We start from the raw sequence: 23,009 nt of genomic DNA on the forward strand, positions 1-23,009 counted from the left end.
GGGGTGTCGATGACTTAGGTTGTGCGGGCCTCCCTACTAACTGGTAACACCGGCAGGTAATCCATGCGCTGGCCCCTCGGCCGTCCCACCACAGTCCGTGCGCGGATCGTGGCGCTCGCGCTCGCCCCCGTCGTGGCGCTGACGGTCCTGTGGAGCTTCGCCATGGTGTCCGTCACCGCCGAACTACGCGCGCTGATCCGGCTCCAGGGGGTGTACGACGACTTCGGCACCCCCGTCGACACGGCCGTCGGACAGATCCAGATCGAACGACGGCTGTCGGCGGCCTACCTGGGCGCCCGGCTCGACACGGCGACCGCCGCCGACCTGCTGGCGCAGCAGCGGAGCACCGACCGGGCGGTGGACGCCATGCGGCACGCGATCCAGGACGGCGACCGCGGCCGGCTCAGCGGTCGGCAGCGCCAGTCGCTGGACGCGATGGTGGCCGCCACCGGCAAGCTGGAGAAGCTGCGCGCACGGGTGCTGTCCCGGGAGATCTCCTGGGACAGCGCGGTGGCCGACTACAGCGCCCTCGTCGAGCCCGGCTTCGACGTCGAGTCCACCCTCACCGCTCTCCAGGCCGGACAGCTGGCCAGGGAGTCCCAGGTCGTCATCGAGCTGGTGCGGGTAAGGGAGTTCGTCTCGCGCGAGGACGCGCTGGTCGCCGGGGCGCGGGCCGCCGGACGGCTCACCGACCGGCAGTACGACACCCTCACCGCGACGATCGAGGACCGGCGGGTCTTCGAGCGGACCTATGTCCCGGACCTGCCGTCGGACTCACGGGCGCTGTTCGAGCGGTTCCAGCGCGGGCAGTTGCACCGCTCCCTGGTGAACGGCGAGGACGCACTGCTGCGCGCGGGCGCCGACCGGGCCGGTGCGGCCGTCGCCGCGAACACCTGGCGGTCGACCACGGACCGGGCCGTCAAGCAGTACATGCTGCTGTGCACCAGGTCGGCGGAGAACTCCGGCGCGCGCGGACGGGCCTTCGCCTACCGCGAGTTGACCAAGGCGGCCGTCGTCGGCGTGGCCGGGCTGCTGGCGGTGGGTCTTTCGCTGTGGTTCGCGTGGCGCGGGGCACGCCGTATCTCGCGCCGCCTGGAGACGTTGCGGGACGCGGCCGACCTGCTGACGGCACGCCAGCTGCCCGCCCTGATGGCGCGGTTGAGCGCCGGTGAGCACGTCGACGCGGTCACCGAGGCGCCACCGCTGGCCGCCGGAGAGGCCGGGGACGACGAGATCGGGGACGTCGGCCGGTCGTTCAACCGGGCACGGCTGGCCGCCGTCGAGGCCGCGGTCACCCAGGCCGGCCTCCGCAGGGGCCTGTTCGCGGTCCTCCTCAACATCGCGCGCCGCAACCAGGCTCTGGTGCACCGCCAGTTGAAACTGGTGGACACCCTGGAGCGGCGCACCGAGGACCCGGTCGTCCTCGGCGAACTGTTCCGCATCGACCACCTGACCACCCGGATGCGGCGGCACGCGGAGAGCCTGATCATCCTCTCCGGTGCCACCCCCGGACGGCGCTGGCGGCGGCCCGTGCCCATCGCCGACGTGGTGTCCTCGGCCGTCGGCGAGATCGAGGACTACACCCGGGTCGTGGTGCCGCCGATGCCCGAGGTCGGGGTCGCGGCGGACGCGGTCGCCGACGTCGTGCACCTGGTCGCCGAGCTGCTGGAGAACGCCGCGGTGTTCTCGCCGCCGCACACCCAGGTCACCCTGCGCACCGCCGTGGTGGGCCAGGGCTTCGCCCTGGAGATCGACGACCGGGGCCTCGGTCTCGACGCCGACCAGCTCACCGAGGCCCACCGCACGCTCACCGACCCCGACGCCTTCGACCCGACCCGCCACGACCGGCTCGGCCTGTACGTCGTGGGCCGCCTGGCCGCCCGGCACGGCATCGAGGTGACCCTGCGGGCGTCGGCGTACGGCGGGACGACCGCGGTGGTGCTGCTGCCGCGGGCGGTGCTGGCGGAGGCGGCGGCCGAGGGGGAGCCGGGACGAGCCGAGCGGCGGCTGCGGGAGGTGCCGGCCGGGGAACGCCGGCCGGTGCCGGTGCCCGGCACGCCCGCGGCGCCCGCGCTGCCCACCCGCACCCGCCAGGCCTCCCTCGCCCCCGAACTGCGCACGGAACCGGCGCCCAGCGATACGCGTGACCTGGACGCCGATGAGATGCGGGCGGTCTTCGGCGCCTTCCAGCGTGGTCTGGAACGGGGCCGCAGGGGCCTGCCGACCGAAACCGAGGAGCCGAGCGACATCCAGGAAGGGACGCCCGCCGACGATGAACAGTGACGACCGGAAACAGACCCCCGAAGCGGCCGCGGACCCGTCCGGCGCCCAGCCCGGCAGTGACCTCGGCTGGCTTCTCGATGATCTCGTCGCCCGGACCGACCACGTCCGGCAGGCCGTGCTGCTCACCGCCGACGGGCTGCCGCTCAGCCAGTCCGACGGCATGCGGCGGCGCGACATCGAGCATCTCGCGGCCGTCTGCTCCGGCTTCCACAGCCTGGCCCGCTCGGCCGGTGACCGGTTCGGCGCGGGGGAGGTGCGGCAGACCATGGTGATGCTCGACGACGCCTACCTCTTCGTCACCCCCGCCGGGCACGGCAGCCGGCTCGCCGTCCTCAGCGACGTCCGTACCGACGTCGGCCAGCTGGCCCACGAGATGGCCCTGCTCGTCCGCAGGCTCGGCCGCCACCTGGACGCGGCCGCCCGCTCGACCCCCTGACACCGCGGTGAGCGACGAGCACTGGTACGAGGACGAGACCGGCTCGCTGGTCCGCCCCTACACCGTGACCCAGGGCCGTACCGAGCCGTCCGGACGGCACAGCATCGATCTGATGTCCCAGGTCACGGCGGTGGATGCGGACCCGGCCCGGCCGGACGTCGACCATGCCCGCGCCGCCCTGCTCGCCCTGGTGCGGCGCGGCGCCCGCCCGGTCGTCGAGCTCGCCGCGGACGCCGACCTGCCGCTCACCGTGGTACGCGTGCTGCTCGGCGATCTCGCCGAGGCCGGCCTGGTCCGCATCGACGAGCCGCGCCGTCTTGAGCCGACCGGTCCCGCCGCCGACCCCCGGCTGCTGGAGGTGATCGTGGAGCGGCTGCGCGAGCTCTGACCCCGCGCAACGAATCGCCGCCCGACCCCGGTATCACGCAACGAACCGCTCACCGGCACGCAACGGCTCCTCCTTGTCCGGCCCGGCCCGCGAACCGTACGGTCTAAATGGCCCCAGACCCCCTTGCGTACCGGTGAGGACCCCGCATGCGTACCGCCCTGCTCCAGAGCTCCGGCCGCCCCGGCTCCACCGTCGAGAACCTCAAGGTGCTCGACGAGGCCGCCGGGCGGGCCGCCGCCGCGGGCGCAGCACTGCTTGTCGCCCCGGAGATGTTCCTGACCGGCTACGCGATCGGCGACGACATCGCCCGGCTCGCCGAGCCCGCCGACGGCGACAGCGCGGACGCGATCGCCGAGCTGGCCCACCGGCACGGTCTGGCGATCGTCTACGGGTACCCGGAGCGCGACGGCGACGCCGTCCACAACTCCGCCCAGCTGATCTCCGCCGACGGCATCCGGCTCGCGAACTACCGCAAGTCCCACCTCTTCGGCGGCTTCGAGGCGGACCACTTCACGGCGGGCGACCAGCCGGTCGTCCAGGCCGAACTGGGCGGTCTCACCGTCGGGATCATGATCTGCTACGACGTGGAGTTCCCGGAGCTCGTCCGCGCCCACGCCCTGGCCGGCACCGACCTGCTCCTCGTCCCGACGGCGAACATGCACCCCTTCCAGCTGGTCGCCGAGTCCCTGGTCCCGGTGCGGGCCTGGGAGAACCAGATGTACGTCGCCTACGCCAACCGGGTCGGTCACGAAGGGGAGTTCGAGTTCTTCGGCCTCTCCACGCTGGCCGGACCCGACGGGGTCGCCCGCACCCGCGCCGGCCGCGGCGAGGAACTCGTCATCGCCGACGTCGACCCCGCCTTCCTCGCCGCCTCCCGCGAGGCGAACCCGTACCTGAAGGACCGCCGCCCCGGCCTCTACGGCTCCCTGGCCTGACCTTCCCTCTCCCCCTCTACTTCACGCACGCCGCAAGGAGCCGTACCCCATGACGTCCACCGTGCCCAACGCCGTCGAGCACGCAGACGAGCAGCAGCCGCCGATCACCATGTTCGGCCCGGACTTCCCGTACGCGTACGACGACTTCCTCGCCCACCCGGCGGGCCTCGGCCAGATACCGGCCGGCGAGCACGGCACCGAGGTCGCCGTCATCGGCGGCGGCCTCTCCGGCATCGTGGCCGCGTACGAGCTGATGAAGATGGGCCTGAAGCCGGTCGTGTACGAGGCCGACGAGATCGGCGGGCGGCTGCGGACGGTCGGCTTCGAGGGCTGCGACCCCTCGCTGACCGCCGAGATGGGCGCGATGCGCTTCCCGCCCTCCTCCACCGCCCTCCAGCACTACATCGACCTGGTGGGCCTGGAGACCCGGCCGTTCCCCAACCCCCTTGCGGAGGCGACCCCTTCGACCGTCGTCGACCTCAAGGGCGAGTCGCACTACGCCGAGACGATCGAGGACCTGCCGCAGGTCTACCGTGATGTCGCCGCCGCCTGGAACAAGTGCCTGGACGAGGGCGCCGACTTCTCCGACATGAACCGCGCCATGCGTGAGCGGGACGTGCCGCGTATCCGCGAGATCTGGGCGAAGCTCGTCGAGAAGCTCGACAACCAGACCTTCTACGGCTTCCTCTGCGACTCCGAGGCCTTCAAGTCCTTCCGGCACCGCGAGATCTTCGGCCAGGTCGGCTTCGGCACGGGCGGCTGGGACACCGACTTCCCCAACTCCATCCTGGAGATCCTGCGGGTCGTCTACACCGAGGCCGACGACCACCACCGCGGCATCGTCGGCGGCAGCCAGCAACTCCCGGTCCGGCTCTGGGAGCGCGAGCCGGAGAAGATCGTGCACTGGGCGTACGGGACTTCGCTCGCACAGCTGCACGAGAACGGCGAGCCGCGCCCCGCCGTGACCCGGCTGCACCGCACCACCGGCAACCGGATCACCGTGACCGACGCGGGCGGTGATATCCGCACCTACAAGGCGGCGATCTTCACCGCCCAGTCCTGGATGCTGCTCTCCAAGATCGCCTGCGACGACTCCCTCTTCCCGATCGACCACTGGACCGCGATCGAGCGCACCCACTACATGGAGTCCTCGAAGCTGTTCGTGCCGGTCGACCGGCCCTTCTGGCTGGACAAGGACGAGGACACCGGGCGGGACGTCATGTCGATGACGCTCACCGACCGTATGACCCGCGGTACTTACCTCCTCGACGACGGTCCGGACCGGCCCGCCGTCATCTGCCTCTCCTACACCTGGTGCGACGACAGCCTGAAGTGGCTGCCGCTGTCCGCGAACGAGCGGATGGAGGTCATGCTGAAGTCGCTCGGCGAGATCTATCCCAAGGTCGACATCCGCAAGCACATCATCGGCAACCCGGTGACCGTGTCCTGGGAGAACGAGCCCTACTTCATGGGCGCGTTCAAGGCCAACCTGCCCGGCCACTACCGCTACCAGCGGCGCCTGTTCACGCACTTCGTGCAGGACCGGCTGCCCGAGGACAAGCGGGGCATCTTCCTCGCCGGCGACGACATCTCCTGGACGGCCGGCTGGGCCGAGGGCGCCGTCCAGACCGCGCTGAACGCGGTCTGGGGCGTCATGCACCACTTCGGAGGAGAGACCGACCCGGCCAACCCGGGCCCCGGCGACGTCTACGACGAGATCGCGCCGGTCGAACTCCCCGAGGACTAGACCCCGGCCGCCCGCGCCTTCTCGTACACCTCGGCGGCGACGTCCTTGAGTTCCCGGGCGTCGCGCGCGCTGCTCTGGAGGTCGATCAGGATCTCCTCCAGGCCGACCTCCGCATGCGCCACGAGGTCCTCGACGATCTGGTCGACGCTGCCCTGGAAGGGGCGGCGGTCGGAGCCGTCGTAGGCCTTGGGGGTGTACGTGAGGTTGACCCGCAGGACCGTCTGGATCGGCTCCTGGCGGCCGCGCTCGGCCGCCAGGTCCTGCAACTCCCGCCACTCCGTGGCGACCTGCGCGGCGCCCATGCCCACCGGCAGCCAGCCGTCCGCGTGGTCGACCAGGCGTCGCTTGGCCTTCTTGTTGGTCGCGGCCAGCAGGATCGGGATCGGCCGGGCGGGCTTGGGGCCGACCACGGCGGAGGCGATCTTCGTGAGCTGCCCGTCGTAGCGCACGGGGTCCGGGCCCCACACCGCCCGGCACACCTCGATCAGCTCGTCGAGCACCTTGCCACGCTCCTCGAACGGCCGGATTCCGGCGGCCGCGTACTCGTCGAGGGACCAGCCGGTGCCCAGCCCCGCCACTACCCGGCCGCCGCTCGCCGCGTCCAGCGTGGCCAGGGACTTGGCCAGTTGGAAGGGGACGTGCAACGGCGCCACCAGCACACTGCTGCCCAGCCGCACCCGTTCGGTGGCCGCGGCGGCGAGCGTGAGCGTGATCAACGGGTCCGCCACGCCCCGGTACTCGTCGGGCCAGGGCACCCCCGTCATGCCGTACAGGCCCTGGGTGGCGGGCTCCGGGAACAGGGCCCGCTCGAAGACCCACAGACTGTCGTAGCCGATCTGCTCGGCGGTGCGTGCCACGTCCGGGACGTCCGTGCCGAGGGAGTACTGCCGCATCTGGGGAAGACTGAGGCCGAGCCGAGTCGTCATACCGGTGCTCCTATGCAGTCGGGTGCGCGTCGTCAACGTAAGGCGATCACAAAGGGATTCCGAAGCGGCTCGGGCGCCGACCGGATCAGGCCACCTCAGCCGGGCAGCGGGGTGAGCAGCATCCGGCCCGCCAGACCGACCGCCGCGTCCAGCCGCTCGGTGAACTCCTCGGCCAGGTCGTCGAACCGGCGCAGCGCCCACAAGGCCCGCGCCGCCGACCAGGTCGCGTCCCGCGCCCGCTCCAGACTCCAGGATCCGAGCAGATGGGTCAGCGGGTCGGCGATCTGGAGGAGGTCGGGCCCCGGCATCAGGTCCTCGCGGATGCGCTCCTCAAGGGAGACGAGGAGTTCGCCCACCCGGTCGAACTCGTCCTCCAGGTCCGCCGGTTCGCAGCCGAGCGTGTGGCAGGCGTCCACCACGGCCAGCGCGAGGTCGTGCCCGATGTGCGCGTTGATGCCGGCCAGGGCGAACTGCAGCGGGCGCACGCCGGGATGGCGGCGGAACTGGAACAGCGGGCGCCAACAGGCGGGTGGACGACGGCCGTCGGCCTCCGTGTCGACGGCGGCCAGGTACCGTTCCGCGAACCGTACGTCCAGCGTGGCCGCGGCCCGCGGATCGGTGAACCGGCCCGCGTCCAGGCGCCGTTCGACCTCCTCCGTGACGGCGAGGTAGACACGGTTGAAGACCGCGATCCCGTCCCGCTCGGGCAGGGCCGCGTCCAGGGCGCGCATCCGGAGGACGACGGTGTCGACCGGAGCGATGAGGTGTTCCGACTGCGCCATGGGGGAAGGGTCCCAGCCCTGGCCCGACGCGCGGGCCGACGGGCCCGGCGCTTCCCCGGAACGGGGGAACGGAGCGGACATGGCAGGAGCGGACGCCCACCCCCGTATGCCCTGCGGCGTCATCGCTCCTCATGCGTTGAATCCGGAGGTCGGTGAGATCCGCGACCGCCCGACACCCGGCTGACACATCGAGGGCCGCCGTGCCCACGCCCGCAGAGCGGCGACCTCCTCCAGCCACCGGACGATCTGCGGAAACATCGGGCCTCCATCCGATGTAGATCGCCTCCCGGTTCCATGACCGATGAGGTTCTCCGAGAGGGGCACCTCGGAGAGGAATGGACAGGCATGAGGACCGAGGAGTTCGCACATCCCCCGACCGAGGCGGAGGCCCGGGCCGCCTTCGTGGCCCGGGCGGCCGGCGCGGCGGCCGACGCGGGGGTACTGCTCGACCGGGCGACCGCGCTGCTGCCCTCCGTCGTCGACGGCGGCTCCGGTGGCAGCGGCCGGGACGAGGACCGTCTGGAGGCCGCACTGGCAGGGCTCGCCGCGCACGCGGCCACCCGGCACAGCACCGTCGGCGGTCGGCCGGTGACCGCCCGGTGGGGCCTTGACCTGGTCACCGGCGCGCTACGCCAGGTGCCCGCAGGGCAGCTGGCCATTCCCGGTGACCAGGACACGGCCCGTCCGCCGGGGCACCCCCCGGTCGGGGTGGCGGCCGGTCTCACCTGGGTGTACGCGCTGGAGGCCGGGCTGACCCAGCACTGCGAGGCGCTGCTCGCGCGGCGGCTCGCCGACCCCGGCACCCGCGTGCCCCGGGTCTGCGTCGCCGGTACGTGCGACGGCCGGTGCGTGAGCGGCCTGTGTGCGAGCGGCGTCACCGGTCCGGCCCGACAGCTGTACGAGGCGGGTGAACCCGTCGCGCACGACCTGTCAGGACTGCTGTCCCTGCAGGCCTGTGCGATCCGCGTCGGCCGGCGCCCCGACACGGTCGTCGCCATCGGCGCCACCTGGGCCGCAGCCGTCCGCGGCGCCGTCGAACGCACCCTGCGCTCCCTTCCGCCGCACGCACGCGGGCCCCACACCCTGCCGGCCATCCGCCCGGAGCAGGAGCTTCCCTCGCCGGCCGGCCGGCCGACGGCCCCCGTGCGGTGGACCCGCCCGCTCGACGCACTGCGCGCCCAGGGCCTCAGCCCGGTCGCGGTGTTGCTGGACCAGGATCCGCGCGTCACCGAGGTCCTTCCGTACCTGGTCCATGTCGTGCTGCTCTGCGGCTGATCCCCGCGCGGCTCCCCGTCCGGGGCGGTCACGGAGCGCGCGCCGGAGGTCCCTGCGGTCACGATCCGTCCGGCATGCCCCGGTCGTACCCCGGACTGCCCGGTTCGAGGAGCGGAGGCTCGTAGGTCATGTGGCCGGGAGCCATGACGCGCAGGGCGTGGTAGCCGATGACGACGATCAGCGTTCCCAACGCGATGCCGCTGAGTCGGAAGTTGTTCGTGAGGGTCAGGCTCACGTTGCCGATCCCGGTGATGAGCCCCGCGGCGACCGGAACCAGGTGCAGGGGGTTGGAGAGGTCGACGCGGGAACGAACCCAGATCTGGGCGCCCAGCAGGCCGATCATGCCGTAGAGGATGACCGTGATTCCGCCGAGGACGCCGCCGGGAATGGCGGCCACAACGGCACCGAACTTGGGGCAGAGCCCGAACAGGATCGCGAAGGCGGCGGCGCACCAGTAGGCGGCGGTCGAGTAGACACGCGTGGCGGCCATGACACCGATGTTCTCGGCGTATGTGGTCGTGGCAGGGCCGCCCACGGACGTCGACAGGACAGTCGCTGCGCCGTCGGCCATGATCGCGGTACCGAGCCGGTCGTCCAGTGGTTCACCGGTCATCTCACCGACGGCCTTGACGTGTCCCGCGTTCTCGGCGACGAGGACGATGACGACGGGCAGGGCGACCACGACCGCCGAGAGGGAGAAACTCGGGGCATGGAAGGCCGGAAGGCCGATCCACTCCGCCTTGGGCACGTTCGAGAGGTCGAGACGCCAGTGGTCGACCGACTTGGTACCGCCCGCGGGGGAGTGGATTTTACCGAACGCCCGGTCGAAGACCCATGAGACGACATACCCGAAGGCCAGCCCGAGGAAGATCGCGATGCGGGACCAGAAGCCGCGCAGTACGACAAGGGCGAATCCCGTGAACAGCATGGTCAGAAGAGCAGCCCACTGATCCTGGGGCCAATAGGTACCGGCGGTGACCGGAGCCAGGTTGAACCCGATCAGCATGACCACCGCACCCGTGACCACCGGGGGCAGCACGGCGTGGATGATGCGGGCCCCGAGAGCGCCTACGGCCGCCCCGCACAGGAAAAGGACCGCGCCGACGACCAGCAGTGCGCCGGTGAGCGTCGCCGTGTCACCCCCCTGTGCCCTGATGACGGCGGCCACACCGATGAACGACAGGCTGCTGCCCAGGTAGCTCGGAATATGGCCCTGGGTGATGAGCAGGAACAGGATGGTGGCCACGCCGGAGGCCATAACGGCGAGGTTGGGATCGAGACCCATCAGGATGGGGGCGACGAAGCAGGCTCCGATCATGGAGACCACATGCTGCGCGCCGAGACCGACGGTGCGCCCCCAGGTGAGTCGCTCGTCCGGTCTCACGACCTCACCCGGTGTGAGGCTCTTGCCGTCGCCGTGCAGCTTCCAGCCGAAGCCCGCCATGGTCCGACTCCTTGATGCGTTGCTGGGGTGGTGCTGAGCCCTGCCGGTCGTACCGGGGGCTCGACCACTAGCGGAACATGCAGTTCAGATGCGTGCCGACAGGACGGGCCAGGAGAGTGGGATTCGACCTGCGTCGCACGGCTGACGGTGGCCGGCACTCCGGGTGCGGTGGGGCGGCGGTGGTGGTCGGTGGGCCTCGGCACCAAGCCTGAAGTTGGTCCGCACCATTGTCACGGCTGCCTGGCGGTTCTACGCTCGCACGGTCCTACTCATGAACCACATTCACGTATCTGATTAATATCCGATCGGAGTGCTCGATGAGTGGAAGATCCCGCGCGGCCGTTCTGCTGACGGCTCTGGCGGCCCTCGGAGCCGTCCTCGTCCCCTCCGCGCACGCGGCCGGCCGGGTTCCGGACACGGCCGTCCTCGACGGCACCCGCCTCCAGCGGGCCAGGGCCGATCTCGCCCACGGCGACCCGCAACTCCGCCGCGCCCTCAAGGACTTGACGACCCGCGCCGACGCCTGGCTGGACCAGGGTCCCTGGACGGTCGTCGACAAACCGAAGCCCGCCCCCGGCGGCGACGTCCACGACTACCTGAGCCAGGCCCCCTACTGGTGGCCCACCACCACGCCCACCGCCGACAACCCCTGGGGCTGCCCCTACGTCCAGCGCGACGGCCAGCGCAATCCCGAGGTGGACAGCGGCACCGACCGCCAGGACGTCGAGAAGGTCTTCGACTCGACGTACGACCTCTCCCTGGCCTGGTACTACACGGGCCGCCGGGTCTACGCCGAGAAGGCCGGACAGGTCCTGCGCACCTGGTTCCTGGACCCGGCGACCCGGATGAACCCCAACCTGAACCACGCCCAGTTCATCCCGTGCAAGTACGACGGCCGGTCCATCGGCATCATCGACTTCTCCCAGTCGTACACGAGCGTGGTCGACGCCCTGGCGATCCTCGGCACCGGCGCACCCGGCTGGAGCGCCGCGGACCGTGCGGGGATGCGCAGCTGGAACACGGACTTCCTCGGCTGGCTGAAGAACAGCGACTTCGGCAAGGAGGAGGGCGCCGCCGCCAACAACCACGGCACCTTCTACGACATGCAGCTCGCCGCCCTCGCCTACGCGACCGGCGACAAGGCGCTGGCGAAGAAGACCGTGCTGGACGCGCGGGCGAAGCGAATCGATCCGCAGATCGCCGACGACGGGAGCCAGCCGCAGGAGCTGACCCGCACCCGGAGCTGGCACTACTCGACCTTCGACCTGGTCGCCTACACCCGGCTCGCGGCCATCGGCCGGCATGTCGGGGTGGACCTCTGGACCTATCAAGGGCCCGCCGGACAGGGCCTGTTCAAGGCCGTCGACTACCTGCTGCCCGCCGCGACCGGGGCCGCCGCCTGGACGCACCCGGAACTGGAGTTCCACCGCTACGCGGCGACCGACGTCGTGCACGCGGCGGCCGACGCGGGCGACAAGGCGGCCCGGCGGGCGGTACGACGGCTGGAGGCGCCGCCCGGCGGTGACCTCTGGGAGCTGCGGCCGGCCGCCGAGCAGCTGGACTCGATCGCGGGCTGACGGCACCCACGGAAGGGGTTCCTGAGCGCTCGCTTAGGATGGTGCCGTACCCGATGCTCAGGAGCCCCACCAGTGACCGCCGAAGCCCCGATGGCCCTCGCCCTGTCCTACGGCCGGCTGATCCCGGTCACCGTCCACTTCGACGACCTGGACGCGCTCGGGCTGCTGCACAACGCCCGCTACCCGGTGCTGGTCGAGCGGGCCTGGGCCGAGTTCTGGCAGGGGCACGGCTTCGCCTTCGAGGGCGACTGGGCCGCCGCCGAGGATGCTTGCAACGCGGTCAAGGAGCTCCGGATCGGCTACGAGGCCCCGGTCACCCGGCCGGGCACCTACGCCGTCCACCTCTGGCTGGAACGGCTCGGCAACACCGGCCTGACCTACGGCTTCCGGTTCTGCTCGGAGGACGGCGCGCTCACCTACGCGCAGGGTGCCCGGGTCCTGGTGCGGCTGGACGCGGCCACCCTGCGCCCCGCCCCGTGGAGCGAGCGGTTCAGGGCCGTGGGTCGGGAACTGCTGCGGCCTGCGGACTGACCTCCGACCGGCCGCCCCGCTCCCCGGCGCGCAGCACGCCCGCGAACACCACCAGCCCCAGCGCCAGCGCCGTGACCAGGCAGAACGACACCACCAGGCTGGTCGCCTGGGCCACCCCGCCGATCAGGCTGGGCGCGATCAGGCCCGAGGTGTAGGTGATCGTCGCCACGCCCGCGATCGCCTGACTCGGGTTCGGCCCGGCGTGCCCGGCCGCCGCGAAGCACAGCGGTACGACGACCGCGATGCCGAGGCCCATCAGCCCGAACCCGGTCATCGCCACCGCCGGGTTCCCGGCGAGGACGACCAGCAGACCGCCGAGGGCCGCCAGCACACCCCCGGCGCGCACGGTGCGGACCGCGCCGAAGCGGTTCATCACCGCGTCCCCGCTGATCCGGGCCACCGCCATGGCCAGCATGAACCCCGTGGTGGTGGCCGCCGCGAGCCCGGCCGAGCTGTCCATCCGGTCCCGGAGGAACACCGCCGACCAGTCCAGGCTCGCCCCCTCCGCGAACACCGCGCAGAAGCCCACCGTGCCGATCAGCAGCGCCGACCGGGGCGGCAGCGTGAACCGCGGCGGCGGCTCCTCGTCCTCGCCGGGCTGGATGTCGAGGACCCGACCCGCGGCCAGCGCACCGAGCACGATGAGGACGGCCGCCGCCAGCGCGAAGTGCACCCGCGCGTCCGTGCCCAGATGCGCGGCGAGAGTGCCCGCCGCCGATCCGATCAGGGTGCCCGCGCTCCACATGCCGTGCAGCCCCGACATGATCGACCTGTCGAGCAGCCGCTCGATCTCCACGCCGAGCGCGTTCATCACCACGTCCGCCATGCCCGCGCTCGCGCCGTACACGAACATCGCCAGGCACAGCGTGTAGAGGTTCGTCGCCAGGGACGGCAGGATCAGCGACAGCGTCCACATCGCGATCAGACCGCGCAGGGCCGTTCGGCTGCCGAACCGGTGGCTGATCCGGCCCGCCAGCGGCATCGAGCACGAGGCGCCGAACGCCGTGAACGCGAGGGCGAAGCCCAGCTGTCCCGAGCCCAGGCCCGCATGGTCCTGGATCCACGGCACCCGGGTCGCGAACGAGCCGGTGACGGCACCGTGCACGGTGAACACGGCCGCGACGGCGAACCGTGCGCGCCTCACCTCGTGCTGCTCGTGGGCCGCGTCATTCATCGTTCTTCATCTTCCTGCTCCTCCCCGGGTGGCTGCCGCCCCGCTGCACCGCCGTAAACTATCAGGGACCCTTCCTGATAGATAGATGAACATGCGGCCGTCCTGGCCCGTGCCGATCTGGGAGGATGCCCGCCATGCCCGCCTCACCGAGTACCGCCCGGGCCATCAACGACCGGCTCGCCCTCGACCTGCTCCAGCAGGAAGGTCCGCTGACGGCAGGGCAGTTGAAACAGCTGACCGGGCTCTCCCGGCCGACCGTCGCCGACCTGGTCGAACGGCTCGCCGCGTCCGGCCTGATCACGGTGGTCGGCGAGGCAGGCGAGCGGCGCCGGGGTCCGAACGCCCGGCTGTACGGCATCGTCGCCGACCGCGCGTATCTGGCCGCGCTCGACGTCCGCACCGAGAGTGTCTCGGTGCTGGTGTCCGACCTGGTGGGACGGGTGCTGGCGGAGGGCTCGGTGCCGGTCGGCCCGGAGGCCGGGACGGCGTCGGCGGTCGAGCAGGCGGTGGAGCTGGTCGAGCGCGCGGTGAAGGAGGCGGGGGTCTCCGGCGAGGGGCGGCTGCACACCGTCGGCATCGGCGCGCCCGGGCTCGTCGACCCCGGCACCGGCGAACTCCGCGACTCGGCGGGCCTGCCCGGCTGGCACCGCCGACTGGTCGCAGCCCTCCAGGAACGCTTCCCGAAGGCCCGGGTCGGCGTCGAGAACGAGACCAATCTGGCCGCCCTCGCCGAGCAGCGGGAGGGGGTCGCGCAGGACCGTGACACCTTCGTCCTGCTCTGGCTGGGCGACAGCTGCGGCGCGGCCGTCGTCCTCGACGGCCGCCTGCGCCGGGGCGCCTCCGGAGGCACGGGCGAGATCGGCTTCCTCCCGGTACCGGGCACGACCACGCTGCCCTCGGCGACGGACTGCTCGGGCGGCTACCACTCCCTGGTGGGGGCGGCGGCTGTCGCCGAACTGGCGGCGGAGTACGGGTTGATGGGGGAGGAGGCCGACGCGACGGCTGTCGCGCGGGTGGTCGGGGAGGCAGTGCGGCTGGCGCCCCATAGGGGCGCGGGGAACTGCGCGACCAGCCGCAACGCAACCGCAGACGACCGACGAGCCGACTTGGCACCCCCCGCAGAACACGCCGCCCGCTTCCTCGACGTCCTCGCGGACCGCATCGCCCTCGGCGTCGCCGCGATCGTTGCGGTCCTGGACCCCGGCTGCGCAGCCCTCGGCGGCGAGATCGGCGCAGCCGGCGGCGCGGCGCTCGCCGCCCGGGTCGAGGAGCGGCTGCGCCGGATGTCACCGCTGGCCACCGAGGTCCGGGCGAGCGCGCTCGGCGGCGCGGCCGTCCTGCGCGGCGCCCTCCTGACCGCACGGGAGCGTGCGCAGGACGAGCTGTTCGCACCCCCGGACCGGGGGTGAACGACCCGGCGACGGGCAAGGGCCGTCGTCACCGCCGCCGGGCTCGTCCGCACCCTAAAAGGACTAGACCAGTAGGGTCAATAGATATGGAATGAAGTCAAGATCCCTGGTCCGGGGGTCAGTTGTGCACATGATGGGCCGTCAGGGAAGTCCAGTGGCCGCAGCTGTGAGACACCCCACATGATTCCCTTGCATACACCGCCACCGGGCGTGGCACACTGGCGGTGTACCAGAAGCAGCGCACTCCGGGGTCGGTGAAAGTCCGAACCGGCGGTTATAGTCCGCGACCCGTCCGCTTCCAGCGGCCGGTTGACCAGGTGAAATTCCTGGACCGACGGTTAAAGTCCGGATGGGAGGCAGTGCGCGGCGGGCGAGCATGTGCATGTGCGCGCCGCCGGATCTGGTCTCGTCCGTGACGGGCGGGACCTTGTCGGCGTCGCCCCAGCGCGCTCACCCGTTCATTCTGTCGTCCGTCGACAGGCCCCGGAGTCCGTGCCCCGTTGAGGCAGGAGGACCCGGGAAGTGTTCACCGGAATCGTCGAAGAGCTGGGTGAGATCACCGCCGTCGAGAACCTCGGCGACGCCTCCCGTTTCAGGCTCCGTGGCCCCGTAGTGACCGAGGGCGCACAGCACGGCGACTCCATCGCCGTGAACGGCGTCTGTCTGACCGTCGTGGAACACGAGGGCGACGAGTTCACCGCCGACGTCATGGCGGAGACCCTGCAGCGTTCCTCCCTCGGCGCCCTGGGTGTCGGCTCCCGCGTCAACCTGGAGCGCCCCACCGCCGTGGGCTCCCGACTCGGCGGCCACATCGTGCAGGGCCACGTCGACGGCACCGGTCAGGTGCTGGCGCGCACGCCCTCCGAGAACTGGGAGATCGTCAAGGTCTCGCTCCCGGCCGACCTCGCCCGCTACGTCGTCGAGAAGGGCTCCATCACCGTCGACGGCATCAGCCTCACGGTCGTGGAGGCGGGCCCGGACTACTTCACCGTCAGCCTCATCCCCACCACCCTCGACCTGACCACGCTCGGCCGCAAGCAGCCCGGCGACCCGGTCAACATCGAGGTCGACGTCGTCGCCAAGTACGTGGAGCGGCTGCTCGCGAGCGCGCAGGGAGCGGGCAAGTGAGCTGGCTGAACTCCGAGGCCTTCGTCCTGTTCGGCCAGCACATCCTCTGGTCGGACATGATCGGCAACATCCTCGGCCTGATCGCCCTCGCGCTCGGCTGGCGCCGCAACCTGTGGAGCTGGCCGGTGCAGTTCGCCTCCGGCCTGATCCTCTTCGGCGCCTTCTTCGGCCACCTCACCGGCAGCGCCGGCAAGCAGGCCGTCGTCATGACCGTCGCCCTGTACGGCTGGTGGCAGTGGAACCGCAACAGGGGCCGGGCCGAAGACGGCGGTGACGGCCACATCACCCCCCGCTTCGCCACGTGGCGCGAGCGCGGCGCGATGGTCGCCGCCGCGGCCGTCGGCACGGTCGCCGTCGCCCTGCTCTTCAAGGCCTACCCGTCCCTGTCCTGGGACCCCTGGCCCGACGCCTACATCTTCGTCGGCACCGTCGTCGCCATGTACGCCCAGGCCCGCGGCATGGTCGAGTTCTGGATCGCCTGGCTCCTGGTCGACGTGGTCGGCGTCCCGCTGAACTTCGCCAACGGCTACGCCTTCTCCGGCTTCGTCTACGTCATCTACGGCGCGCTCGTCCTGTGGGGCATGCGCGACTGGTGGCTGCGCTCCCGCCAGGGCACGCGGCCCGCTCTGGAAGGAGCACCCGCATGACCGCGGCACCGATTCTCTACAGCACCGACGGCATGGACGACCTCACGCTCGACCCCGTCGAGCAGGCCATCGCCGACATCGCGGCCGGCCGCCCGATCGTGGTCGTCGACGACGAGGACCGCGAGAACGAGGGCGACCTCGTCATCGCCGCGGAGAAGGCCACCCCCGAGATCATCGCCTTCATGATGAGCGAGTGCCGCGGCTTGATCTGCGCCCCCATGGAGGGCGCGGAACTCGACCGGCTCCGGCTGCCGCAGATGGTCGACGACAACACCGAGTCGATGAAGACCGCGTTCACCGTCTCAGTGGACGCCTCCGCCGCGCACGGCGTCACCACCGGCATCTCGGCCGCCGACCGCGCGACCACCCTCCAACTGCTGGCGAGCGGTACCGCCGAGCCGTCGGACTTCGTCCGCCCCGGCCATGTCTTCCCGCTGCGCGCCCGGCCCGGCGGCGTCCTGACCCGCAACGGCCACACCGAGGCGGCCGTCGACCTCGCCCGCCTCGCGGGCCTGCGTCCGGCCGGCACGATCGTCGAGATCGCCGGCGAGGACGGCCGGATGCTCCGCCTGCCCGAGCTGATCCCGTTCGCCCGCAAGCACGGCCTGACGATCATCTCCATCGCGGACCTGATCACCTACCGGCGGGCCGCGGCCGAGCCCACCGTCCGCCGCGAGGCCGAGGTCAACCTGCCCACCAAGCACGGCACCTTCACCGCGTACGGCTACCGCTCCACCACCGACGGCGTCGAGCACGTCGCCCTCGTCCACGGCGAGATCGGCGACGGCGAGGACGTCGTGGTCCGCATCCACTCCGAGTGCCTCACCGGGGACGTCTTCGGCTCGGCCCGCTGCGACTGCGGCCCTCAGCTCGACGCCGCCCTGGACCGCATCCAGGAGGAGGGCCGGGGCATCGTCGTCTACCTCCGCGGACACGAGGGGCGCGGCATCGGACTGCTGTCCAAGCTGCGCGCCTACGAACTCCAGGAGCGCGGCCGCGACACCCTCGACGCCAACCTCGAACTCGGCCTCCCCGCCGACGCGCGCGACTACGGCGCCGGCGCCCAGATCCTGGCCGACCTCGGCGTGCACAGCGTGCGCCTGATGACCAACAACCCCGACAAGACGGACGCGCTGCTCAGCCACGGCCTCAAGGTCAGCGGCCGGGAGCCGATGCCCGTACAGGCGGGCGAGCACAACCTCCGCTACCTGCGCACCAAGCGGGACCGGATGGGCCACGACCTGCCCTGGCTGGACACACCGACACTGTCCACCTGCGGCAACCAGTAAAGAAACAGCACTGAGGAGAGACGTGAGCGGCAAGGGTGCACCGGAGTTGTCCGTACGCAATGTCAGCGACCTGCGGGTCGCCGTCATCGCGGCCCAGTGGCACGAGAAGGTGATGGACGGACTGGTGGACGGCGCCCTGCGCGCCCTGCGCGACCTCGGCATCGACGAGCCGACCCTGCTCCGGGTCCCCGGCACCTGGGAGCTCTCGGTCGCCGCCAAGGTCCTCGCCGGACGCGGTTACGACGCGGTGGTCGCCCTCGGTGTCGTCATCCGCGGCGGTACCCCGCACTTCGAGTACGTGTGCCAGGGCGTCACCCAGGGCCTCACCCAGGTCTCCGTCGAGACCGGCGTCCCCGTCGGCTTCGGCGTGCTCACCTGCGACAACGAGGAGCAGGCCCTGGACCGGGCGGGCCTTGAGGGCTCCAACGAGGACAAGGGCCACGAGGCGGTGACGGCGGCGGTGTCGATGGCGGCCACCCTCCGCTCAGTATCTGAACCCTGGCACTGAGCGACGCGGCAATTGGCGTAGTCTGGCGCTCACCATGTCCAACAAGACTTTCGAGGAGCTCTTCACCGAGCTCCAGCACAAGGCCGCCCACGGCGACCCCGCGACTTCCCGCACCGCAGAACTGGTCGGCAAGGGCGTCCATGCCATCGGCAAGAAGGTCGTCGAAGAGGCCGCCGAGGTCTGGATGGCCGCCGAGTACGAGGGCAAGGAAGCGGCCGCCGAGGAGATCTCGCAGCTGCTCTACCACGTCCAGGTGATGATGGTCGCCCGCGGCATCTCGCTGGACGACGTCTACGCCCACCTGTAAAACCCCGTTTCAGACATCCCTCTTTCAAAGCGAAGGAAGCCGACCTCATGCTGCGCATCGCCGTCCCCAACAAGGGTTCCCTCTCAGGCCCTGCGGCGGACATGCTGCATGAGGCCGGCTACCGGCAGCGGCGGGAGTCCAAGGAACTCCGCATCGTCGACCCGGTCAACGACGTCGAGTTCTTCTACCTCCGCCCCCGCGACATCGCGATCTACGTCTCCTCCGGCCGCCTCGACATCGGCATCACCGGCCGTGACCTGCTCGTGGACTCCGGCGCCAACGCCGAGGAGATCCTGCCGCTCGGCTTCGCCCGCTCCACCTTCCGCTTCGCCTCCAAGCCCGGCGCGGCGGACGGCCTGGCGGACCTCAAGGGCAGGACGGTCGCCACCTCCTACGAGGGGATCGTCGCCAAGCACCTCGCCGACAGCGGGGTGGACGCCTCCGTCGTCCACCTGGACGGCGCCGTGGAGACCGCCATCGAGCTGGGCGTCGCCGAGGTCATCGCCGACGTCGTCGAGACCGGCACCAGCCTGCGCAACGCGGGCCTGGAGGTCTTCGGCGAGCCGATCATGAAGTCCGAGGCCATCGTGATCCGCCGCACCGGCGCGGACATCGAGGAGCCCAAGGTCCAGCAGTTCCTGCGCCGCCTCCAGGGCGTCCTGGTCGCCCGGACCTACGTGATGATGGACTACGACTGCCGCGTCGAGCAGCTGGAGAAGGCCGTCGCCCTCACCCCGGGCCTGGAGTCGCCGACCGTCTCCCCGCTGCACAACGAGGGCTGGGTCGCCGTCCGCGCCATGGTCCCCACCAAGGACGCCCAGGGCATCATGGACGACCTGTACGACCTCGGCGCCCGCGCCATCCTGACCACGGCCATCCACGCCTGCCGCCTCTGAGGGGCCCGCGAGAGATGTCCGAGCTTCCCGTGTTGCCCGTCACCTTCCGGCCGGGCCACACCCGCGTGATACTGCTCACCGCGGGTCTCGCGATATTCGTCACCATCTCCGGGGTCGCGCTGCTCCTCGAACAGCTCGGCCCGGGGGAGAAGCTCAGCTTCATCGTCACCGGCGGGCTGATCTTCTGGGCACTGGCCCAGCTGGCCCGGGTCAAGGTGGTCGCCGACGAGTCCGGGGTCACGGTCGTGAACATCGCCGGCAAGCGGCGGCTGGAGTGGGCGGAGATCCTGCGGGTGAACCTCCGCCCGGGTGACCCGTGGGTGTTCCTCGACCTCAGCGACGGCACCAGTCTGCCCGCCCTCGGCATCCAGCCGGGCATCGCCAAGCAGCACGCGATCGCCGACGCCAAGGCCCTGCGCGCCCTCGCCGAGGCCCACGCGGTCCGCGACCCCGAGCAGCATCAGGGCTGAAATCACGCAACTTCGGGGCCGCCTCGGGGCCGTCGACCCTGCCGCAATGGCCCATGTCTTGATTAATCTGTTGGCGGAGGCTTTTCACGTCCCGCCTTCGCCCCTGTCGCGCGCCCCGCGCACAGGGGTTCCTGCTACCCGAGGAGTGACCCTCTCCGGCGATGGACGGATCGTCCTGTAGTACCTGCGCCGCCCCCTCCCGACATACCGCGGACTGCCTTTTCGCAGTCCGTGAAGGTTCGGAGGCGGCGGCATCATGACCACCCCCCTGCTGCTCCTGGCAGCCGCGTTCCTGCTCATCCTGGCCAACGGCTTCTTCGTGGCCGCCGAGTTCGGTCTGGTGACCGTCGAGCGCCCGGAGGCCGAGAAGGCCGCGGCCGACGGCGACAAGCGCGCCCTTACGGTCGTCGAGTCGCTGAAGGAGCTGTCCTTCCAGCTCTCCGGCACCCAGCTCGGCATCACCATCACCTCCCTGGTCGTCGGCATGCTCGCCGAACCGGCACTGGCCGAGCTGCTGCGCGCCCCGTTCACCGCGATCGGCCTCCCCGAGGGCGCGGTCTCCGGTATCGCGGTCGTCGTGGGCATGCTGGTCGCCTCGGCGGTCCAGATGGTGATCGGCGAACTCGTACCCAAGAACTGGGCGGTGTCCAAGCCCCTCCAGGTCGCGCGCTTCGTCGCCGGCCCGCAGGCCCGCTTCTCCCGCCTGTTCCGCCCGGTGATCGCCGCGCTGAACACGGTCGCCAACCGGCTCGTCCGAGCCCTCGGCGTCGAACCCGCCGAGGAGCTGGCCTCCGCCCGCACCCCCGGCGAGCTCGTCTCACTGGCCCGGCACTCCGCCCGGGCCGGCGCGCTGGAACAGGACACGGCCGACCTGTTCGTCCGCACCCTGTCCCTGGGCGAGCTGACCGCACAGCACGTGATGACCCCCCGGGTGAAGGTCAGCGCGCTACAGGACTCGGCGACCGCCGAGGACGTCGTCAACCTCACCCGGGCCACCGGTCTGTCCCGCTTCCCGGTCTACCGGGAGAAGATCGACGAAATCGTCGGCATGGCCCATCTCAAGGACGCACTGGCGATCCCCGTGCACGAACGCCTGCACACCCCGGCCGGCCGTATCGCCCGCCAGGCCCTCCTCGTCCCCGAGACCCTCCCGGTCCAGCCCCTGCTGGCCCGGCTGCGCTCCGAGCAGCCCATCGCGGTCGTCGTCGACGAGTACGGCGGCACGGCCGGGGTCGTCACCCTGGAGGACATCGTCGAGGAACTCGTCGGCGAGGTCCGTGACGAGCACGACAGCCCGGACGCGCCGGAACTCGCGGCCGCTCCGCCGCAGGACGGCAAGCCCGCCTGGGACGTCGACGGCAGTGTCCGCGTCGACATCCTCCAGCGGATAGGCCTCGACGTGCCCGAGGGCCCGTACGAGACGGTCGCCGGCCTGGTCGCCGACCTGCTCGGCCGTATCCCGGCGCCGGGCGACCGCGCGGAACTGCCCGGCTGGCGGCTGTCCGTCCGCCGCGTGGGCCACTACCGCGCCGAGCGCGTCCGCATAGTCCGCACCGCCCCCGCCGTCGCGGAGGCCGCCCGATGAGCCTCCTCCAACTGGTCTTCGCCGGCCTGCTGGTACTGGCCAACGGCTTCTTCGTGGGCGCGGAGTTCGCCCTCGTCTCGGTCCGCCGCAGCCAGATCGAACCCCTCGGCACGGCCCGGGCCCGCCAGGTCCTGTACGGCCTGGAACGCCTTCCGCAGATGATGGCCGCGGCCCAGTTCGGCATCACGGTCTGCTCCCTCACGCTCGGCGCGGTCGCCGAGCCGACGGTGGCGCACCTGCTGGAGCCGCTGTTCGAGGCGGTCCACCTGCCGGACGGCATGATCCACCCCCTGGGCTATGTGATCGCGCTCGCCGCAGTGGTCTTCTTCCACCTGGTCATCGGCGAGATGGTGCCGAAGAACCTGGCGATGGCGGCGCCGGAGAAGGTCGCGCTGTGGCTGAGCCCCGGCCTGGTCGCCTTCGCGCGCGTCTGCCGGCCGATCACGGTCGCCCTCGGGGCCTGCGCCCAGGGCATCCTCAAGCTCTTCCGGGTGGAGCCGAAGGACGAGGTCGAGGCCGTCGTCACCAGCGAGCAGCTCAACCGCCTCCTGGAGGACTCCGGCCAGGCGGGCCTCCTCGACCCCGAGGAGCAGGAGCGCCTGGAGGACGCGCTGGAGCTGGGCTCCCGCCCGGTGACGGACGTCCTGCTGCGCCGCGAGTCCCTGATCACGGTCCCGCCGTCGGTCACCCCGGGCCAGATCGTCGAACTCACGGCCCGCACCGGCTACTCCCGCTTCCCGGTGGCGACCGAGTCCGGGGCGTTCATGGGCTACGTGCATGTGAAGGACGTCCTGGACCTGGAGGACTCGGACCGGGCGGTCCCGCAACACATATGGCGCCCGATGACGACCCTCCGGGCGGAACTTCCGCTCGACGACGCGCTGACGGTGATGCGGCGGGCGGCGACGCACCTGGCACAGGTCGCCGACGGGAAGGGCCGGGTACTGGGGCTGGTCGCGCTGGAGGACGTACTGGAACTACTGGTGGGCGAGGTCACGGACCCGGCACACCGGGAGAGGCCGCCGACGCGGACTCCGGAGCCGCGGTCCAGTGGCGAGCCGGAGGAGGTCCTGGCCGGCTGAGGTCGCGGGGGAGCTGCGGGCCCGGTGGGGGCTGGTCGCGCAGTTCCTCCCCCAGCCTTCGGCCGGGGGGGACCCCCAGCGCCCCTTTCGGGGCGCTGCAGTCGCTGCTTCTTTCCAGTCGCGGGCAGTCGTGCCTCCCCCAGTGCCTGAAGGGCCTGGGAGGTGCCCCCAGGGCGGCACGGGTGGGCGC

22 protein-coding genes and 1 riboswitch are annotated in these 23,009 nt (G+C 71.5%); of the genes, 18 read left to right on the top strand and 4 right to left on the bottom strand.

Features of this window, described 5'->3' with window-relative positions; translation table 11 throughout:
- Positions 1-63: 63 nt before the first annotated feature.
- From EDD90_RS43445 to EDD90_RS43465, 5 genes are all read left to right on the top strand, one after another.
- A complete protein-coding gene (locus EDD90_RS43445) occupies positions 64-2,283 on the top strand; it encodes a nitrate- and nitrite sensing domain-containing protein (RefSeq protein WP_123978562.1) in 2,220 nt (739 codons plus the stop codon).
- Positions 2,273-2,719, top strand: a complete 447-nt coding sequence (locus EDD90_RS43450; protein ID WP_123978563.1) for a roadblock/LC7 domain-containing protein — start codon at positions 2,273-2,275, stop codon at positions 2,717-2,719. The genes EDD90_RS43445 and EDD90_RS43450 overlap by 11 nt, the downstream gene beginning before the upstream one ends.
- A 7-nt stretch (positions 2,720-2,726) precedes the next feature.
- Positions 2,727-3,107, top strand: a complete 381-nt coding sequence (locus EDD90_RS43455; RefSeq protein WP_123978564.1) for a DUF742 domain-containing protein — start codon at positions 2,727-2,729, stop codon at positions 3,105-3,107.
- Positions 3,108-3,253: 146 nt separating this feature from the next.
- Positions 3,254-4,042, top strand: a complete 789-nt coding sequence (locus EDD90_RS43460; protein ID WP_123978565.1) for a carbon-nitrogen hydrolase family protein — start codon at positions 3,254-3,256, stop codon at positions 4,040-4,042.
- A 49-nt stretch (positions 4,043-4,091) separates the two neighbouring features.
- A complete protein-coding gene (locus EDD90_RS43465) occupies positions 4,092-5,789 on the top strand; it encodes an NAD(P)/FAD-dependent oxidoreductase (protein WP_123978566.1) in 1,698 nt (565 codons plus the stop codon).
- Here the strand turns inward: EDD90_RS43465 and EDD90_RS43470 are convergent.
- Both EDD90_RS43470 and EDD90_RS43475 read right to left on the bottom strand, forming a co-directional pair.
- Entirely contained in the window at positions 5,786-6,715 is a 930-nt protein-coding gene (locus EDD90_RS43470) for an LLM class F420-dependent oxidoreductase (protein WP_123978567.1), read from the bottom strand. The two genes, EDD90_RS43465 and EDD90_RS43470, sit on opposite strands and share 4 nt — an antisense overlap.
- 95 nt (positions 6,716-6,810) lie before the next feature.
- On the bottom strand, positions 6,811-7,497 hold the full coding sequence (locus EDD90_RS43475; RefSeq protein WP_123978568.1) for a DUF5995 family protein: 687 nt from the start codon (positions 7,495-7,497) through the stop codon (positions 6,811-6,813).
- 345 nt (positions 7,498-7,842) lie between these two features.
- Here EDD90_RS43475 and EDD90_RS43480 point away from each other — a divergent pair, with 345 nt between their 5' ends.
- Complete coding sequence (locus EDD90_RS43480; RefSeq protein ID WP_123978569.1) at positions 7,843-8,772, top strand: hypothetical protein; 930 nt, start codon at positions 7,843-7,845, stop codon at positions 8,770-8,772.
- Between the two features lie 58 nt (positions 8,773-8,830).
- Here the strand turns inward: EDD90_RS43480 and EDD90_RS43485 are convergent, their stop codons facing one another.
- On the bottom strand, positions 8,831-10,216 hold the full coding sequence (locus EDD90_RS43485; RefSeq protein WP_123978570.1) for a uracil-xanthine permease family protein: 1,386 nt from the start codon (positions 10,214-10,216) through the stop codon (positions 8,831-8,833).
- Between the two features lie 317 nt (positions 10,217-10,533).
- Here EDD90_RS43485 and EDD90_RS43490 point away from each other — a divergent pair, with 317 nt between their 5' ends.
- The gene (locus EDD90_RS43490; protein ID WP_123978571.1) at positions 10,534-11,793 is read left to right on the top strand and encodes an alginate lyase family protein; all 1,260 of its coding nucleotides are present in this window, start codon (positions 10,534-10,536) and stop codon (positions 11,791-11,793) included.
- Between the two features lie 72 nt (positions 11,794-11,865).
- Complete coding sequence (locus EDD90_RS43495) at positions 11,866-12,324, top strand: thioesterase family protein (RefSeq protein WP_123978572.1); 459 nt, start codon at positions 11,866-11,868, stop codon at positions 12,322-12,324.
- Here the strand turns inward: EDD90_RS43495 and EDD90_RS43500 are convergent.
- A complete protein-coding gene (locus EDD90_RS43500; protein WP_123978573.1) occupies positions 12,284-13,498 on the bottom strand; it encodes an MFS transporter in 1,215 nt (404 codons plus the stop codon). The two genes, EDD90_RS43495 and EDD90_RS43500, sit on opposite strands and share 41 nt — an antisense overlap.
- A 134-nt stretch (positions 13,499-13,632) precedes the next feature.
- On the opposite strand from EDD90_RS43500, the gene EDD90_RS43505 reads away from it, so the two are divergent.
- The 10 genes from EDD90_RS43505 (at position 13,633) to EDD90_RS43550 (ending at position 22,819) form a co-directional block, all read left to right on the top strand.
- The gene (locus tag EDD90_RS43505) at positions 13,633-14,907 is read left to right on the top strand and encodes an ROK family transcriptional regulator (protein ID WP_123978574.1); all 1,275 of its coding nucleotides are present in this window, start codon (positions 13,633-13,635) and stop codon (positions 14,905-14,907) included.
- A gap of 236 nt (positions 14,908-15,143) precedes the next feature.
- Positions 15,144-15,274: riboswitch (FMN riboswitch) on the top strand.
- 155 nt (positions 15,275-15,429) lie between these two features.
- Positions 15,430-16,035 carry a riboflavin synthase gene (locus EDD90_RS43510; RefSeq protein WP_123978575.1) on the top strand — a complete coding sequence of 202 codons (606 nt, stop codon included), beginning with the start codon at positions 15,430-15,432 and terminating at the stop codon, positions 16,033-16,035.
- Positions 16,032-16,682: a nicotinamide riboside transporter PnuC gene (gene pnuC / locus EDD90_RS43515; protein ID WP_123978576.1), complete on the top strand. Its 651-nt coding sequence runs from the start codon at positions 16,032-16,034 to the stop codon at positions 16,680-16,682. The genes EDD90_RS43510 and pnuC overlap by 4 nt, the downstream gene beginning before the upstream one ends.
- Positions 16,679-17,971 carry a bifunctional 3,4-dihydroxy-2-butanone-4-phosphate synthase/GTP cyclohydrolase II gene (locus tag EDD90_RS43520; protein WP_123978577.1) on the top strand — a complete coding sequence of 431 codons (1,293 nt, stop codon included), beginning with the start codon at positions 16,679-16,681 and terminating at the stop codon, positions 17,969-17,971. Before pnuC ends, EDD90_RS43520 begins: the two co-directional genes overlap by 4 nt.
- Before the next feature lie 22 nt (positions 17,972-17,993).
- Positions 17,994-18,479: a 6,7-dimethyl-8-ribityllumazine synthase gene (ribH, locus tag EDD90_RS43525; RefSeq protein ID WP_123978578.1), complete on the top strand. Its 486-nt coding sequence runs from the start codon at positions 17,994-17,996 to the stop codon at positions 18,477-18,479.
- 34 nt (positions 18,480-18,513) lie between these two features.
- Positions 18,514-18,786 carry a phosphoribosyl-ATP diphosphatase gene (locus tag EDD90_RS43530; RefSeq protein ID WP_030946750.1) on the top strand — a complete coding sequence of 91 codons (273 nt, stop codon included), beginning with the start codon at positions 18,514-18,516 and terminating at the stop codon, positions 18,784-18,786.
- A gap of 47 nt (positions 18,787-18,833) precedes the next feature.
- A complete protein-coding gene (gene hisG, locus EDD90_RS43535) occupies positions 18,834-19,682 on the top strand; it encodes an ATP phosphoribosyltransferase (RefSeq protein WP_123978579.1) in 849 nt (282 codons plus the stop codon).
- A gap of 14 nt (positions 19,683-19,696) precedes the next feature.
- Positions 19,697-20,152 (top strand): PH domain-containing protein, encoded by a 456-nt coding sequence (locus EDD90_RS43540; protein WP_123978580.1) that lies wholly within the window; start codon positions 19,697-19,699, stop codon positions 20,150-20,152.
- 256 nt (positions 20,153-20,408) lie between these two features.
- Positions 20,409-21,737, top strand: coding sequence for a hemolysin family protein (locus EDD90_RS43545; protein WP_123978581.1), 1,329 nt, complete (start codon positions 20,409-20,411; stop codon positions 21,735-21,737).
- Entirely contained in the window at positions 21,734-22,819 is a 1,086-nt protein-coding gene (locus EDD90_RS43550) for a hemolysin family protein (protein ID WP_123978582.1), read from the top strand. The genes EDD90_RS43545 and EDD90_RS43550 overlap by 4 nt, the downstream gene beginning before the upstream one ends.
- Positions 22,820-23,009: the final 190 nt, after the last annotated feature.

Origin of the sequence: Streptomyces sp. Ag109_O5-1 (assembly GCF_003814875.1) — a bacterium.
In the GTDB taxonomy this organism is placed as follows: Bacteria; Actinomycetota; Actinomycetes; order Streptomycetales; family Streptomycetaceae; genus Streptomyces; species Streptomyces sasae.

What these genes read in the sequence shown, in the direction of transcription:
- EDD90_RS43445 (WP_123978562.1), top strand. Translation starts at nt 64, where the DNA reads ATGCGCTGGCCCCTCGGCCGTCCCACCACAGTCCGTGCGCGGATCGTG.
- EDD90_RS43450 (WP_123978563.1), top strand. Translation starts at nt 2,273, where the DNA reads ATGAACAGTGACGACCGGAAACAGACCCCCGAAGCGGCCGCGGACCCG.
- EDD90_RS43460 (WP_123978565.1), top strand. Translation starts at nt 3,254, where the DNA reads ATGCGTACCGCCCTGCTCCAGAGCTCCGGCCGCCCCGGCTCCACCGTC.
- EDD90_RS43465 (WP_123978566.1), top strand. Translation starts at nt 4,092, where the DNA reads ATGACGTCCACCGTGCCCAACGCCGTCGAGCACGCAGACGAGCAGCAG.
- EDD90_RS43470 (WP_123978567.1), bottom strand. Translation starts at nt 6,715, where the DNA reads ATGACGACTCGGCTCGGCCTCAGTCTTCCCCAGATGCGGCAGTACTCC.
- EDD90_RS43475 (WP_123978568.1), bottom strand. Translation starts at nt 7,497, where the DNA reads ATGGCGCAGTCGGAACACCTCATCGCTCCGGTCGACACCGTCGTCCTC.
- EDD90_RS43480 (WP_123978569.1), top strand. Translation starts at nt 7,843, where the DNA reads ATGAGGACCGAGGAGTTCGCACATCCCCCGACCGAGGCGGAGGCCCGG.
- EDD90_RS43485 (WP_123978570.1), bottom strand. Translation starts at nt 10,216, where the DNA reads ATGGCGGGCTTCGGCTGGAAGCTGCACGGCGACGGCAAGAGCCTCACA.
- EDD90_RS43490 (WP_123978571.1), top strand. Translation starts at nt 10,534, where the DNA reads ATGAGTGGAAGATCCCGCGCGGCCGTTCTGCTGACGGCTCTGGCGGCC.
- EDD90_RS43500 (WP_123978573.1), bottom strand. Translation starts at nt 13,498, where the DNA reads ATGAATGACGCGGCCCACGAGCAGCACGAGGTGAGGCGCGCACGGTTC.
- EDD90_RS43505 (WP_123978574.1), top strand. Translation starts at nt 13,633, where the DNA reads ATGCCCGCCTCACCGAGTACCGCCCGGGCCATCAACGACCGGCTCGCC.
- EDD90_RS43520 (WP_123978577.1), top strand. Translation starts at nt 16,679, where the DNA reads ATGACCGCGGCACCGATTCTCTACAGCACCGACGGCATGGACGACCTC.
- EDD90_RS43530 (WP_030946750.1), top strand. Translation starts at nt 18,514, where the DNA reads ATGTCCAACAAGACTTTCGAGGAGCTCTTCACCGAGCTCCAGCACAAG.
- hisG (WP_123978579.1), top strand. Translation starts at nt 18,834, where the DNA reads ATGCTGCGCATCGCCGTCCCCAACAAGGGTTCCCTCTCAGGCCCTGCG.
- EDD90_RS43540 (WP_123978580.1), top strand. Translation starts at nt 19,697, where the DNA reads ATGTCCGAGCTTCCCGTGTTGCCCGTCACCTTCCGGCCGGGCCACACC.
- EDD90_RS43545 (WP_123978581.1), top strand. Translation starts at nt 20,409, where the DNA reads ATGACCACCCCCCTGCTGCTCCTGGCAGCCGCGTTCCTGCTCATCCTG.
- EDD90_RS43550 (WP_123978582.1), top strand. Translation starts at nt 21,734, where the DNA reads ATGAGCCTCCTCCAACTGGTCTTCGCCGGCCTGCTGGTACTGGCCAAC.